This window comes from Streptomyces cadmiisoli (genome assembly GCF_003261055.1).
Taxonomy (GTDB): domain Bacteria; phylum Actinomycetota; class Actinomycetes; order Streptomycetales; family Streptomycetaceae; genus Streptomyces; species Streptomyces cadmiisoli.
Genome location: NZ_CP030074.1, coordinates 104,854 through 117,894 on the forward strand (window position 1 = coordinate 104,854; position 13,041 = coordinate 117,894).

14 protein-coding genes are annotated in these 13,041 nt (G+C 72.3%); 6 read left to right on the forward strand and 8 right to left on the reverse strand.

Going from position 1 to position 13,041, the window contains the following annotated elements; genetic code table 11:
- The first annotated feature begins 38 nt into the window (after positions 1-38).
- From DN051_RS41325 to fabG, 5 genes are all read left to right on the forward strand, one after another.
- Complete coding sequence (locus DN051_RS41325; protein WP_112442969.1) at positions 39-929, forward strand: ABC transporter substrate-binding protein; 891 nt, start codon at positions 39-41, stop codon at positions 927-929.
- A 134-nt stretch (positions 930-1,063) separates the two neighbouring features.
- On the forward strand, positions 1,064-2,221 hold the full coding sequence (locus tag DN051_RS41330; protein WP_112442971.1) for an acetyl-CoA acetyltransferase: 1,158 nt from the start codon (positions 1,064-1,066) through the stop codon (positions 2,219-2,221).
- The gene (locus DN051_RS41335) at positions 2,218-2,637 is read left to right on the forward strand and encodes a Zn-ribbon domain-containing OB-fold protein (protein ID WP_053758823.1); all 420 of its coding nucleotides are present in this window, start codon (positions 2,218-2,220) and stop codon (positions 2,635-2,637) included. The genes DN051_RS41330 and DN051_RS41335 overlap by 4 nt, the downstream gene beginning before the upstream one ends.
- Before the next feature lie 53 nt (positions 2,638-2,690).
- Positions 2,691-3,158 carry a MaoC family dehydratase gene (locus DN051_RS41340; RefSeq protein WP_053758822.1) on the forward strand — a complete coding sequence of 156 codons (468 nt, stop codon included), beginning with the start codon at positions 2,691-2,693 and terminating at the stop codon, positions 3,156-3,158.
- On the forward strand, positions 3,155-3,928 hold the full coding sequence (gene fabG / locus DN051_RS41345) for a 3-oxoacyl-ACP reductase FabG (protein WP_112442973.1): 774 nt from the start codon (positions 3,155-3,157) through the stop codon (positions 3,926-3,928). Before DN051_RS41340 ends, fabG begins: the two co-directional genes overlap by 4 nt.
- A 1-nt stretch (position 3,929) precedes the next feature.
- Here fabG and DN051_RS41350 read toward each other — a convergent pair whose 3' ends face one another.
- Entirely contained in the window at positions 3,930-4,694 is a 765-nt protein-coding gene (locus DN051_RS41350; protein ID WP_112442975.1) for a S1 family peptidase, read from the reverse strand.
- A gap of 177 nt (positions 4,695-4,871) precedes the next feature.
- Positions 4,872-6,305 (reverse strand): carotenoid oxygenase family protein, encoded by a 1,434-nt coding sequence (locus tag DN051_RS41355; protein WP_112442977.1) that lies wholly within the window; start codon positions 6,303-6,305, stop codon positions 4,872-4,874.
- A 229-nt stretch (positions 6,306-6,534) separates the two neighbouring features.
- Between DN051_RS41355 and DN051_RS41360 the strand changes: the two genes are divergently transcribed.
- Complete coding sequence (locus tag DN051_RS41360) at positions 6,535-7,236, forward strand: CPBP family intramembrane glutamic endopeptidase (protein WP_112442979.1); 702 nt, start codon at positions 6,535-6,537, stop codon at positions 7,234-7,236.
- On the opposite strand, the gene DN051_RS41365 is transcribed toward DN051_RS41360, so the two are convergent.
- The 6 genes from DN051_RS41365 to DN051_RS41390 all read right to left on the reverse strand — a co-directional run bounded on the left by DN051_RS41365 (position 7,178) and on the right by DN051_RS41390 (position 12,966).
- Complete coding sequence (locus DN051_RS41365) at positions 7,178-8,611, reverse strand: sensor histidine kinase (RefSeq protein WP_112442981.1); 1,434 nt, start codon at positions 8,609-8,611, stop codon at positions 7,178-7,180. The two genes, DN051_RS41360 and DN051_RS41365, sit on opposite strands and share 59 nt — an antisense overlap.
- Positions 8,608-9,273, reverse strand: coding sequence for a response regulator transcription factor (locus DN051_RS41370; protein ID WP_112442983.1), 666 nt, complete (start codon positions 9,271-9,273; stop codon positions 8,608-8,610). Before DN051_RS41370 ends, DN051_RS41365 begins: the two co-directional genes overlap by 4 nt.
- A gap of 63 nt (positions 9,274-9,336) precedes the next feature.
- Positions 9,337-10,539 carry an ABC transporter permease gene (locus DN051_RS41375; RefSeq protein WP_053758815.1) on the reverse strand — a complete coding sequence of 401 codons (1,203 nt, stop codon included), beginning with the start codon at positions 10,537-10,539 and terminating at the stop codon, positions 9,337-9,339.
- On the reverse strand, positions 10,536-11,285 hold the full coding sequence (locus DN051_RS41380; protein WP_112442985.1) for an ABC transporter ATP-binding protein: 750 nt from the start codon (positions 11,283-11,285) through the stop codon (positions 10,536-10,538). The genes DN051_RS41375 and DN051_RS41380 overlap by 4 nt, the downstream gene beginning before the upstream one ends.
- Positions 11,282-12,388, reverse strand: coding sequence for an efflux RND transporter periplasmic adaptor subunit (locus tag DN051_RS41385; protein WP_112442987.1), 1,107 nt, complete (start codon positions 12,386-12,388; stop codon positions 11,282-11,284). Before DN051_RS41385 ends, DN051_RS41380 begins: the two co-directional genes overlap by 4 nt.
- A complete protein-coding gene (locus DN051_RS41390; RefSeq protein ID WP_112442989.1) occupies positions 12,385-12,966 on the reverse strand; it encodes a hypothetical protein in 582 nt (193 codons plus the stop codon). Before DN051_RS41390 ends, DN051_RS41385 begins: the two co-directional genes overlap by 4 nt.
- Positions 12,967-13,041: the final 75 nt, after the last annotated feature.

The window sequence follows — 13,041 nt, forward strand, 5'->3', positions numbered from 1 at the left end:
TCCCGTCCCGCACCACCCCGCGCACCCAAGGAACGTCCATGGCCAGATTCGTGAAGTCCCTCTCCCTCGTCCTGCTGTCGGCAACGGCCCTGAGTGCGTGCGGCTCGGACCTGGTGGCGGACGACTCCGCTCCCGAGGGCAACCCGAAGGTCGTCGCCCTGCTCCCGGACGACCTCGCCAGGAGCAAGACCCTGCGCGTGATGACCGACCCGACCTATCCGCCGCTGGAGTCCATCGACGGCTCGGGAAAAATGGTCGGCTCGGACGTCGACCTCATGAACGCCGTCGCCGAGCAGATGGGCGTGAAGGTCGAGTGGAAGCGCGGCTCGTTCTCCGGGATCATCCCCGGGCTGGCCGCGGACCGGTTCGACGCGTCGATCGCCGGCATGTACATCACCGAGGACAAGTTCACGTCGGTCACCATGGTGCAGTACGCGGAGGCCTTCGATCAGATGCTGGTCCCGGTGGACTACCGGGGCCCGCGGCTGAACTCGTACGGGGCGCTGTGCGGCCTGAGCGTGACCATCCCGCAGGGCTCCACGGAGATCCCGCTGCTCAAGGACGCCTCCGAGAAGTGCCGGGCCGACGGTGAGTCCGCCATCGACATCAAGCAGTTCGAGAACGCCAACAACGCGCTGCTCGCGGTGACCAGCGACCGCGCCGACACCGCACTGGTGACCAACGTCAACGCCGACTACGTCGTCGGGAAGCTGAAGGCGAAGGTGAAGGTGCACGGCCGGCTGCCCGGGGAGTTCCCGATGGGGATCACGGTGGCGAAGGAGTCGAAGGAACTCGCCGACGCCGTCTCGGCGGCACTCGGTGAGCTGAGGAAGTCCGGCGAGTACGACGAGATCATGGCGAAGTGGGACCTCGGCGACTCCGCCGTGGCCGAGTTCCCGGTGAACCCGAAGGCCGCGCCCGCCCAGTAGCCGCCGCCTCAACCCTCGGTGCGCCCACCACTCCCCCGCGCCTCACCCCGTCGTACCGCGTCGGAGTGCGTGCCCCGGCGCACCGGCCGACCCGCGCATCGCGCGGGCGCACATCATGAAAGGCAGGTACGACCATGCCGCAGGACCGCACTCTGCGCGGTGCCGCCGCCATCGTCGGCATCGCCGAGGAGGCGTCGCCCACGGGAGAGCTCGACACCTGGGGCCGGGCACTCGAAGCACGAGTGATCAAGGCGGCGCTCGACGACGCGGGCCTGACCCTCGCGGACGTCGACGGCGTCGCGCATACGGATTCCTCCCTCGACCTGGCCGAATTCCTGGGCATCGCCCCGGTGTTCAGCGAGGCGACGTACAACGGCGGTTCCAGCTTCGAGCTCTACGTCGAGAAGGCGGCGTCCGCGATCGCGGCCGGGCTCGCCGAGACCGTCCTGATCGTCTACGCGGCGACACCCCGCGGCGACCGGCGCCGCGGGACCGGAGGCTGGGTCGATCCCCCCGGCCCGCGGGACGAGTTCGAGGTGCCGTACGGGCTGGGCCTGATCGGCTCGTACGCCCTGGCCGCGAACCGGCACATGAGCACCTTCGGCACCACCCCGGAACAGCTCGCCGCCATCGCGGTGAACACCCGCCGGTGGGCCGCCATGAATCCGCGGGCCAGGCTGCGCGAACCGATCACGGTCGACGACGTGCTGGCCTCGGCGCAGGTCTGCACGCCGCTGCACCTCCTGGACTGCTGCCTGGTCACGGACGGTGCGGGAGCGATCGTGGTCACGTCCGCGGAGCGGGCCCGGCACCTGCGGAAGCCGCCCGTCCACGTCCTGGGCGCGGCCACCGCGCACTCGCACCGGATGATCCACGCGATGCCGGACCTCACGGTGACGCCGGGTGCGGTGTCCGGGCCCCGGGCGTTCGCCGCGGCGGGCATCGAGCACGCGGACGTCGACCTGCTGATGGCGTACGACTCCTTCACCATCACGGCGCTGCTGCACCTGGAGGACCTCGGTTTCTTCAAGAAGGGCGAGGCCGCGGCGTTCGTGGCGGCCGGCGGGACGGCGCCGGGAGGCGCGCTGCCGATGAACACCAACGGGGGCGGGCTGTGCTACACGCACCCCGGCATGTACGGGATCTTCCTCCTGACGGAGGCGGTCCGCCAACTGCGCGGTGAGGCCGGCGAACGCCAGCTGACCGCGCCGGACGTCGCGGTGGCCCACGGCACGGGCGAACATCTCTCGGCGACCTCGACGGTCGTCCTGGGCACGGAGGACACCCTGTGAGCCAGACCGACTTCCTTCCCCCCGACCGGCCGGCGACGGCACCGTACTGGGACGCCACCCGGTCGCGGACGCTGCTGCTCCAACGCTGCGGGCCCTGCGGGCAGTTGATCCACCACCCGCGGGAGGCATGCCCGCGCTGCCTGGCCCAGGACTTCGCCTGGGAGGCCTCGACCGGTCGCGGCAGCGTGCACGCCGTGTCCGTGCACCATCGCCCGTTCGAGGTCATGGACGCCGCGGAATGCCCCTACGTCGTGGCCTTCGTCGACCTCGACGAGGGAGTCCGCTTCCTGTCGAACATCGTCGGCGCGGACCGCCTCACGGCGTCGCCCGGAAACCGGGTCCGGCTGGTCTGGAAGCCGGTCGCCGGCGGCTACCACCTCCCGCAGTTCGAAGTCGACCGCGCCGCGGACCGGTGACGGACATCGCCGCCGCCCGTCCTCGTCACACACCACGAAAGGAAACCCACACCGTGGAGATCAAGGTCCCACGCCATCTGGAGGACCTCCCTGCGGGTACGACGTTCGGCACGGCCGGACGGACCGTCACCGAGGCCGACATCGTCACCTTCGCGGGTCTGTCCGGCGACTACGCGCCCATGCACGTGGACGACGCCTGGAGCCGGGCGAACCATCCGTTCGGCTCGCGGTTCGCGCACGGGATGCTGGTCGCCTCGATGTCGTACGCGCTGCGCACCCCGATGCTCGACCACCTGCACGTGGTCGCCTGGCTGCAGACCACCCGGCGGTTCGTGGCCCCGGTCAGGCCCGGTGACACGGTCACCGCGACCTGGACGATCGCCGAAGCCCGCGAGCGTGCCTCGGACCACCGCACGGGTGTCGTCACCGCCGACATCGAGGTCCGCAACCAGGACGGCGTCGTCGTCCAGCAGGGCAGCGACGTCTGGCTGGTCGAGCGGCGTCCGGAGGAGGACCGATGAACGGCAGCACCGCGGGCGGGGCCCGCACGACACCCGAGGCAACCGCGCGCGTGGCCCTGGTCACCGGGGCGGGATCGGGCATCGGTCTCGCCGTGGCCCGGCGGCTCGTCTCGGACGGGTGGACCGTGCTCCTGGCCGACCGCGACGTCGCGGCGGCCGAGGCGGCGAACGCGGCCGTCGGCGGGGCGGCGACCGCGTCCCGAGCGGTGGCCCTCGACGTGTCCCGGCGGCCGGACTGGGCCCGGGTCGTCCAGGACGTCGGCGACCGGGAGGACCGGCTGGACCTGCTCGTCAACAACGCGGGCATCACGCGGGACCGGACGGTCGAGAAGCTCACCGACGCGGACTGGCAGCAGGTCATCGATGTGCATCTGACGGGCACCTGGCTGGGGTGCCAGGCGTTCCTGCCGCTGTTGCGCGCGTCGCGCGGCGCGATCGTGAACCTGTCCTCCGAGGGCCGCCACGGCTCGTTCGGCCAGGCCAACTACAGCGCGGCGAAGGCGGGCGTGGTCGGGCTGACCCGCACCATCGCCCTGGAGCAGGCCCGTCACGGGGTGCGCGCGAACGCGGTCGCACCGGGCCCGGTGGACACACCGATGCTGGCCGCGGTGCCCGACGAGGTGGTGAACGGCTGGCTCGAACAGATCCCGCTCAGGCGCCTGGCCCGGCCCGCGGAGGTCGCGGCGGTGGTCGCCTTCCTGGGTTCCGGGGAGTCGTCCTACCTCACCGGGCAGGTCATCGCCGTGGACGGCGGCTCCTCACATCCGTGAGTCAGAGCACCTTGTCGATCCAGCCCCGGTAGCGGGACACGTCGACGAAGTTGCTGACCGCACCGTCCTGCGACCGTCCGTTGCTGGAGGTGACTCCGGCGAGCCGCCAGGTCCCCTTCCGCTGCACGACGAGCGGACCGCCGGAATCCCCGGGGCCCACCCCGCGCAACGCGGCGTTGTTGAACACGAGGTGGTCGCCCCGCTTCTGACTGACCGGAAGGGTGATCTCCTGCAGCACTTCCGGCGTGCACAGCGCGTCCCAGCACATGTTCCCCCAGCCCAGGGCGCGTGCGGGGGTGCCGATGCGCGGGGCGGCGGTGCCGGTCCGGAGGGGCTGGTGGCGGACCGGCCGGTCGAGCCTGAGCAGCGCCAGGTCGGGCCCGGTGAAGCCTCCGCCCTCGACGAAGGACGCGTCCGGGTGCCCGACCACTCGCTCGACCCCGGCGAGCGTGCCGCCCTCGGCGCTGCTGCGGCTGCCGATCCGTATCCGCAGGTCGTCCGCGTCCCGGTTGCCGACGCAGTGGTACGCGGTGACGACCCACCGACGGTCGATCAGGGTGCCCCCGCAGAACGCCTGGCCCGACTCGCTCCGGAGGGACGCCATCCAGGACTCGGCGGCCGGTGCGGGGGCCCCGCCGATGACGGCCTGCCCCGGCGTCGCCGCGGCCACGACCCCCGCGAGGGCGGCGAGACCCGCGAGCGCCGCACGGCGGCGGGGGCGGCGGACACGGCTGGACGTTCGGTACGGATCGGTGACGAACGGCATGGATGCCCTCCTGCGAACTGCTCGACCGGGACTCGGTCCGTCACCGTGGCACCGCGGGGGGTTTCAATTCCCTAACAGGCGTGCGGGTTTGCCGCGCGGGATGCGGTCGCGGAGGGCGCGGCGGGGTGCGTTCGCCGGGGCGTCCGGCGGGCCGGCGGCAGTGCGGCGTGGTGGTTCCTACTCCTCGGTGGGCAGCCAGGTGCCGTGCAGGCCGAGGGGGACGCGGACGGGGATGCGGACGCGGGCCACCGGGCCGCCGGCGGGGTCGGCGGCCGGGAGGACGAGGAGCCAACTCGTGCCGTCGGTACGGTCGGTGGCGAAGGTCAGCCAGTGGCCCCGGGCGCTGTCGTGGGTGCCGGGAACGGGTGCGAAGACGGGTTCGCCCACGGAGAGGTCGCCGGCCGCCCAGGTACGGCCGGTGACGGAGCCGCTCCCGGTGTCGTACCAGCGCAGGGCGTCGTACTCGCCGGGCAGCAGACCGTCGACGCGGCCGCTGTCCGCGGCGACGGCGAGGTGCCGGTGCGGGCTGCCGATGGACCGGTCGTCGATGCGGGGCAGTTCCACGCGCGTGTCGTCGAGCCGCGTGCGCCGTACGGAGCCGGCGGCCGGGTCGATGACGGCACGGGTCAGGCCGTGGTGCGCGCCGCCGGGCGCGGGGCCTGGTCCGGGTCCCAGGGAGAGGGCCGGCCACTGGACGTAGTCCAGGACGACGCGCCCGTCGTCGGGAGCGTCGTAGGCGTTCACGGTGTGCCACAGCCAGTACGCCTCGTCGTCGGCCCAGCGGACGGGGCCGCCGTCGCGGGGGATCAGCGCGACATGTGTGCCGCGCTCCGGGCGCCAGGCGAGGAAGGAACCACCGCTCATCGCCGCGGCGATGTCGAAGTACGCCGGTGCCAGGACGAGCACGAGGTAGCGGTCGGTGAGGGCCATGTCGTGGATCATCTGCGGTTCGTCGACCCCGTCCACGGGTGTGGGACCGCGGCGGACGGCGCCGTCCGGGCCGATGAGCGACCACGTCAGGAAGGGCGGTTCCAGGGCGTAGCAGAAGACGGCCATCTCACCGGTCGTCGGATCGATCTTGGGGTGGGCGGTGATGCCGGCGGGCAGGCGTCCGTCGAAGGTCTCCTTGCCCAGGGTGTCCAGGCCCGCGCTCATCCGGAACGGGCAGTCGGACTCGGCGAGTGCGAGCAGGCGTCCGGCGTGCTGGACGACGTTGATGTCGGGCAGCGGTTTGAAGACGCCCGCGAGTTCGTCCCCGACCTCGTCCGGACCCGGGACGATCATGGACTCCAGGCCGCCCCACAGCGCATGCCCGGCCTTCTCCTCCGCGCGCAGGGCGGGGGTGCGGACGAAGCGGTTGCGGTAGCGTGCGCGGCCCTCCGACAGCCATACCCCGTGGATCATGCCGTCGCCGTCCAGCGGGTAGAGGTAGCTGCCGATCGGGGTGAACCGGGGATTGGGGCCGTTGCGCAGGTAGACGCCGTCGAGGTCGGCGGGCAACTCCCCGTCGACCTGGAGATCCACCGCGTCGACCTCCTCGGTCACGGGAGCGAAGCAGCCGGTGAGGTGGGCTACGCGCGTGGGGTCGAAGGCCGTCGTGCGAGTGGTCATGCGTTCCTCCGGACCGAGCGGGCCCCCTCCTGAACCAGTGAAGTACCAGCGGCAGCGAGCCGCCACCCGCGTACGAGCCCGGAGAAGTAGGGACGGTCCGGGCGCTCACACGTTCAACATCAAGGTGGTCGGGCAGCCCGGAGCGGGTTCCCGGAAGGGGAGCTGACCGGCCGGTCCCGACGCGCTGCGGATGCGGTGGTGTCCGTGTGTCCGGGATCCTGGGGGCGGGATGCCGATCGTCTGTGTCGCTGCCGTTCTGGTCGCCGCGAACCTGATCAACAACAGCGCGGCGGGCGGACCCGTCGCGTACGTCCTGACGTGTGCCGCGGCGACGGCCGTGCTGCTGCTGATCGCCCGCTGGGACGGGCTGACCGCGGCCGATCTGGGGCTCGACGCGGCGGGGGTGCGCCGGGGGCTGCGGTGGGCGCCCGTCCTGGCGGGAACCGTCCTCTTGGTCTACCTGCTCCTGCTCGCCGTACCGGCCGGCCGTGAGGTGTTCACGGACACGCGGGCGGCCGGCCTGACCGGCGGGCAGGTGCTGTGGCAGGCGCTGGTGCGGGTGCCGCTGGGCACCGTGCTGCTGGAGGAGACGGCCTTCCGCGGTGTGCTGTGGGCCATGGGGCGGCGCCGGCACGGCACGGGGTGGGCCACCGCCGTGTCGTCACTGCTGTTCGGGCTGTGGCATCTGCTGCCGTCCCGCGGCCTCAACAGCGCCAATGCGGCCGTGGGCACTGCCTTCGGCGGCGGCCCGGCGGGCGTGGGACCGACCGTGGCGGTGGCCGTCCTCGCCATGACCGGTGCAGGGGTGGTGCTGTGCGAGCTGCGGCGCCGTTCGGGCAGCCTGGTGGCGCCCGCCGCACTGCACTGGGCGGTCAACGGTTTCGGTTACGCCCTGGCCTGGGCGGCGCCTCGCTGGTGGCCGCCCGTCTGAGCCCGGCCGGAGCGGCACAGTGCGGGCTCCCGCCGATGGTGAGCGGGAGTACGACGACGGTCTCGAGGCCGCCGTCGGGCAGGGGTGTGATGTCCAGGGTGCCGGAGTGGGCGCGCGTGATGGACTCGGCGACGGCCAGGCCCAGGCCGTGTCCGGCGGGCCGGCCGGTACGGGTGGACTGGCGGGTGTCGAGCCGGTGGAACGGTTCGCGCATCTGGTCCGCCTCCTCCCGGCTGAACCGGCGCCCGGTGTTGCGCACCACGAAACGGGCGACCCGCTGGTCGGGGCTCTCCTCCACCCGCACCTCGGCGCTTCCGCCGCGGTGGTTGTGCCGGACGGCGTTCTGCACGAGGTTGCCGGTCAGCTGACGCAGCAGCACCCGGTCGCCCATGATCTCGGCACGGCCGCAGTCGACGCTGACCGTCACACCGAGCTCGTCCGCCTGCGAGCCGGCCTCGGTGACCGACTCCCTGGCCACCGCGCCCAGCTCGACCTTCTCCTTGTCGACTCCGCCCTGGTCGGCGCGGGCCAGGGTCAGCAGCGCGTTCAGGATGTCGGCCGAACGCGACGTCAGGGTGAGCAGTTTGGGCCCGATCTCCTGGAGGCGGTACTCCTGCGGGGCGGCCAGCGCGACCTGGAGGATGGTGCGCATACCGGTCAGCGGCGTCTTCAGTTCGTGCGAGGCGTTGGAGGCGAACCGGCGCTGCGCCTCGAAGCTGCGGTCGAGCCGTCGCAGCATGTCGTTGAAGGTCTCGGCGAGTTGCCGGATCTCGTCCTGGGGTCCGCCGATGTCGATCCGTTCGTGCAGGGTGGACCCGGCGATACCGCGCGCGGTGGCGGTGACCTTCTGCAGCGGGGCCAGCATGCGCCCGGCCACGAACCAGCCCACGAGCAGCGCGACGACCAGGAGTACGGCGAGGGCGGCGGCACTGAAGAGCAGCAGCGATCGCAGGAAGTCGTCCTTGGTGGAGATCTCGTACGTCGCCGCCCAGCCGTCCGGGCCGATCTCGCCGGTGGGTGTCACCCCGCACAGCGAGATGTGCGCGCTGCCCTCGTCCCGCGCCATCAGCTTCCCGCGGAGGTTGCGGACGACCTCGCTCAGTGACGGATCGGCACAGTCCTTGCTGAGGGCCGCGCCCTTCATCGGGGGTGCCCAGGCGCTCGCCCCCTCTCCCAGTCCGATCCGCTCGGCGTTCAGCCCGCCGCCGTCGACGGACAGGCGTTCGCTGTAGACCGGGACGTAGGTCATGAACGCGTAGAGCAGCGCGATGAGGGTGCCCGCGACGACTGCCAGCAGGGCGCCGTAGGCGAGGGTCAGCCGGGTGCGCAGGGTGACGCGGGTCCGGGCGCCGGCCCTGGGGCGGACGCCCTTCACCGGGCCTGCGCCAGGTAGTAGCCGACACCGGTGACGGTGTGCAGCAGCGGCGGGTCACCGAGCTTGCGGCGCAGGGTGGAGATCGTGATCCGCACGGCGTTGGTGAACGGGTCGGTGTGCTCGTCCCACGCCTTCTCCAGCAGCGTCTCGGAGCTGACCACTCCCCCGTCGGCCGCCATCAGCTGGTGCAGCACGGCGAACTCCTTGCGGGTCAGCCGCAGGAACCGGTCGGCGCGGTAGGCCTCCAGCCGGAACGGGTCGAGGCGTACGTCCGCGCAGTGCAGCACCGGTGGCGGCGGTGTGCCCGCGCGGCGCTGGAGGGCCCGCAGGCGGGCCACCAGCTCGGGGAAGTCGAACGGCTTGGGAAGGTAGTCGTCCGCGCCCAGGCGCAGCCCGTCGACCCGGTCGTGGAGGGCGGAGGCGGCCGTCAGCATCAGCACCCGGACCCCGCTGTACCGCTCGGCGATGGCCCGGCACACCTCGTCGCCGTGCAGCACCGGCAGGTCGCGGTCGAGCACCACGACGTCGTAGTCGTGGCAGGCCAGGTGTTCCATCGCCGACGCGCCGTCCAGGGCGAGGTCGGCGGCCATCGCCTCGCGCCGCAGCCCCGCGAGCAGCGCCTCGGCTATGAAGGTGTCGTCCTCCACGATCAGTACCCGCACCTGTCGCTCCCTTCCTCGGTCACCCGGAGGTGCCCCTGTGCGCGAACGCCCCTATTTCAGCCTTCATGCGGACGACAAGGCAACGGTCGGCGGAGTGCGGGCCGCTCGCAGGGCCGGGTAGAGCCCGGCGAGCGCACCGATGACGACGGTGGCCGCGACACCGCCCAGCAGGGCCACGAACGGGATCGCGGTGGGCCAGTCCTGACTGATGGCGTAGCCGGCGGTGACCGCGCCGCCCAGCACCGCGCCGGCGACTCCGCCGAGGGCGGACAGCAGCAGCGCCTCGACGAGGAACTGCCGGCTGATGTGGCGGCGGGTGGCGCCGAGCGCACGGCGCAGACCGATCTCGCGGCGGCGTTCGATGACGGAGATGACCATGGTGTTGGCGACACCGATACCGCCGACGAGCAACGCCACCCCGCCCAGGCCGACGAGCAGGCCGGTGAAGGACGCCTCGGCCGCCTGCCGGGCCTTGAGGGCGTCGGAGGGACGGCTGACGGCGACGTGCTGCGGGTTCTCCGGGTTGACGGCGCGCGGCAGCCGGGCGCGGACGGTCTCGACCAGGGCGTCCGGGGAACGCTCGTAGAGCAGGGTCGGATGCCCGTCGTAGCCCAGATACCGTTCGGCCGCCTCCGCGTTGACCAGCACCGCGGTGTCCATCTCCGGTGTCAGCCGCACCGGGGAGAGCACACCGAGCACGGTGAAGTAGCGGTCGCCGATCCAGACCCGCTCCCCCGGTCCGGTCACGCCGAGGCGCTGGGCGGCCCGTTCGCCGAGGACCGCGGTGGGATAGCGCCGCGGCGCCCGGTCGAGCCAGTTACCCGAGGACAGCTCCGCGCGCAGCGCCCGCAGCAGGTCCCGGTCGGCTGCCAGCAGGGCCAGACCGTTGCTCTCGGCCGGGTCCACCCGCTCGTTGCGGTACACGCCGACGTCCTTCATCGCTCCGGTCGCGGACACGACGTCGACGCCGTCGACCCGGGCGGCGGTGCTCGCGGCCGTCCTCGGCAGCGGCAGGACTTCACCGGTGTCCGGGTCCCGGCCGGGAGAGACGGTGAGCAGGTTGGTGCCCAGTTCGTCGAGCTCGGCGTCGAGGTTCGCCTGGCTGGAGGTGGAGATGCCGATGACGGCGAGCATGGCGGCGATGCCGATCGCGATACCGGCGGCGGACAGCACGGCGCGCACCGGCCGGGCCCGCAGTCCGTGCGCCCCCAGTTGCACCAGGTCGGACGCGCGCAACCGGGATCTGCCGAGTCCCCTGCCCCTCATGTCAGCGCCCCCTGCCCGGCACGGACGGGCTCCGGGGCCCCGGTGTCGGCGACGAGTTCCCCGTCGCGCATCCGCAGATGCCGGGGCAGTTGCCCGGCGAGTTGCATGTCGTGGGTGATGATCACGACGGTGGTGCCCGTGGTGTGCAGGCCGCGCAGGAGTTCCACGACGGCCCGGCCCGAGTGGGTGTCGAGGGCGCCGGTGGGTTCGTCGGCGAGCAGCAGGGGCGGGTCGCCGACCACGGCACGGGCGATGGCGACGCGCTGGCGTTCACCCCCGGAGAGCTGATGGGGCCGGTGGTGCAGCCGGTGGCCGAGTCCCACGCGTTCCAGCGCGGCTTCGGCGTGCCGGCGACGCGTACGACGGGGCATACCGGTGTACAGCAGCCCGCCCGCGACGTTGTCGATCGCCGAGGTGTTGTCGGCGAGGTGGAACTGCTGGAACACGAAGCCGATGCGGTGGGCGCGCAGGGCGGACAGCTGCGCGTCGCCGAGCCGCCCCACGTCATGACCGTCGACGACGATCTGCCCGCTGCTCGGACGGTCGAGCGTACCGACCAGGTTCAGCAGCGTGGACTTGCCGGACCCCGAGGGGCCGACGACGGCGACGAGTTCACCCGCGTCCAGGGTGAGATCGACACCGCGCAGCGCGTGGACACGATGTGCTCCCTGGCCGTAGGAACGGCCGACGCCCGACAGTCGTACGAGGGGTTCCGCGGCGGGCGGCGCGTTGCGGGTGCGGTTCACAGCTTCGGCACCCCCACCCGGGTGCCCTCGGCCAGCCCGGGGCCGTCGACCTCGGCGCGCCCGTCGGCGAAGGCACCGGTGCTGACCGGCACCGAGCGGACCTTCGTACCCTCGACGACCTGGACGGCGTAACCGCCGCCTTCCCTCGGCAGCAGCGCGGTGACCGGGACGGACAGCACGTCCTTCGCCTCGACGCGCTTCAGCTCGACGATCACCTCGGTGTTCTGGACCTTCTCGACGTCCTCGGGATCGGTCAGCCGCACCGTCACGGGCACGACGCTCCTGTTCTCCTTGTTCAGCCTGCTCGCGCCGACGGACGCGATGGTGCCGCCTGTGGTGCCGCCGTCCGGGAGTATGACCGTGGCCTTCGCTCCCTTGACGGCGAGATCCTGCTCCGCGAGCGGGACCTCGATCGCCACGTGCTGGTTCGCACCGCTGGTGCGCAGCACCTCGGCGCCCGGTTCGGCGGCGTCACCGGCGCGGGCGAGGACCTGGCCCACCCGTACCGGTGCGGAGAGGAACACCACGCGGCCCAGCTCGATCTTCCCGGTCGCCGGGAGGCCGAGGTTCTTCTGCCAGCGTTTCACCGCGGCGACCGTCTTCTCCGTGAACTCCTCGTCCACGGTGAAGTTGGTGTACCCGAGAGCCGCGAGGTTCTCCTCCAGCGCCAGTACGTCCCGGCCGTCGTCCATCCCCGGCTCGAACGCCCGCCACGCGGGGAGGTCGCCGAGCAGCAGGACCACCGGCTTGTCGTCGACCGCGTACAGCTTCCCGCCGCGGTCGACAGTGCCGTTGACCACGGGGGTCCAGGTGACGATGCCCTTCATCTGGTTCTTGATCGTCCGGCTGCCGGAGAAGCGGATGGGTCCGATGGCGCGCACTGCCTCGACCAGGTCGCCCCGCACCACCTTCTCGGTGGCCGGCGGGAGCCGCGTGGTCGCGGCGGGAGCCGGCGCGTTCGAGGAACCGCCGTACAGCAGGAAGGCACCGGCGCCCACCGCGGTGACGGCGACGACTGCCGCGACAGCGGTCAGGACACGGCGGCGGGTCCGGGGCGGAGCGGCAGTCGTCACCTCCTCCGGCGGGTGGAGATCGGCCGTCACAGCTCGCCCGCTTCCATCAGCTCCTCGAGCCGGTCGCCGGCGGCCTTGTCCTCGGCTTTGCAGGCCTTCATGGCCGTACGAAACGCGGGAGTGAACTCCAGACTCACGCCCCCGTTCTTCTCGTCCGGCTTCGGCATTTCGTAACCGTTCTTCTTCAAACAGGCATCACGCTTCAGTTGCAACGCCTGAAGCTCGGGGTCCGTATCCACCGTGTCCGGGAGGTCGCCGAACTGCGCCCCGCCGGCGGGGTTCTTCCCGCAGACCTTCTCCGCGCGTTCCAGCTGGCTCTGCGGGACGTCGGTGGGGACCTGCACGACACCGTCCGGGCCGGGGTCGGGGACCTGGACGCCGTTGTCCCGCATGCACGACGCATAGCGGAGCCCGGCGTCGTCGCCGTCCTGCGACGAGTTGTCCGACGGGGCCGGGCCGTCTTGCTGCTCGGACTCGGACCGGCCCCCGGATCCTTCGCTGCGGACACCGGTGCCGTCCCCGGACGTGCATCCGCTGCCGGCGGCGAGGACGAGGACCGTTCCGGCTGCGGCCAGCCAGGTGCGCAGGGCATGGGACGGCAGATGCATGCTGTTCCTCCACGGTGTCGGGGGCCGGATCCGCCGGGCTGGGGACGGACCGTGGCCGATCCGGATTCGCACCAC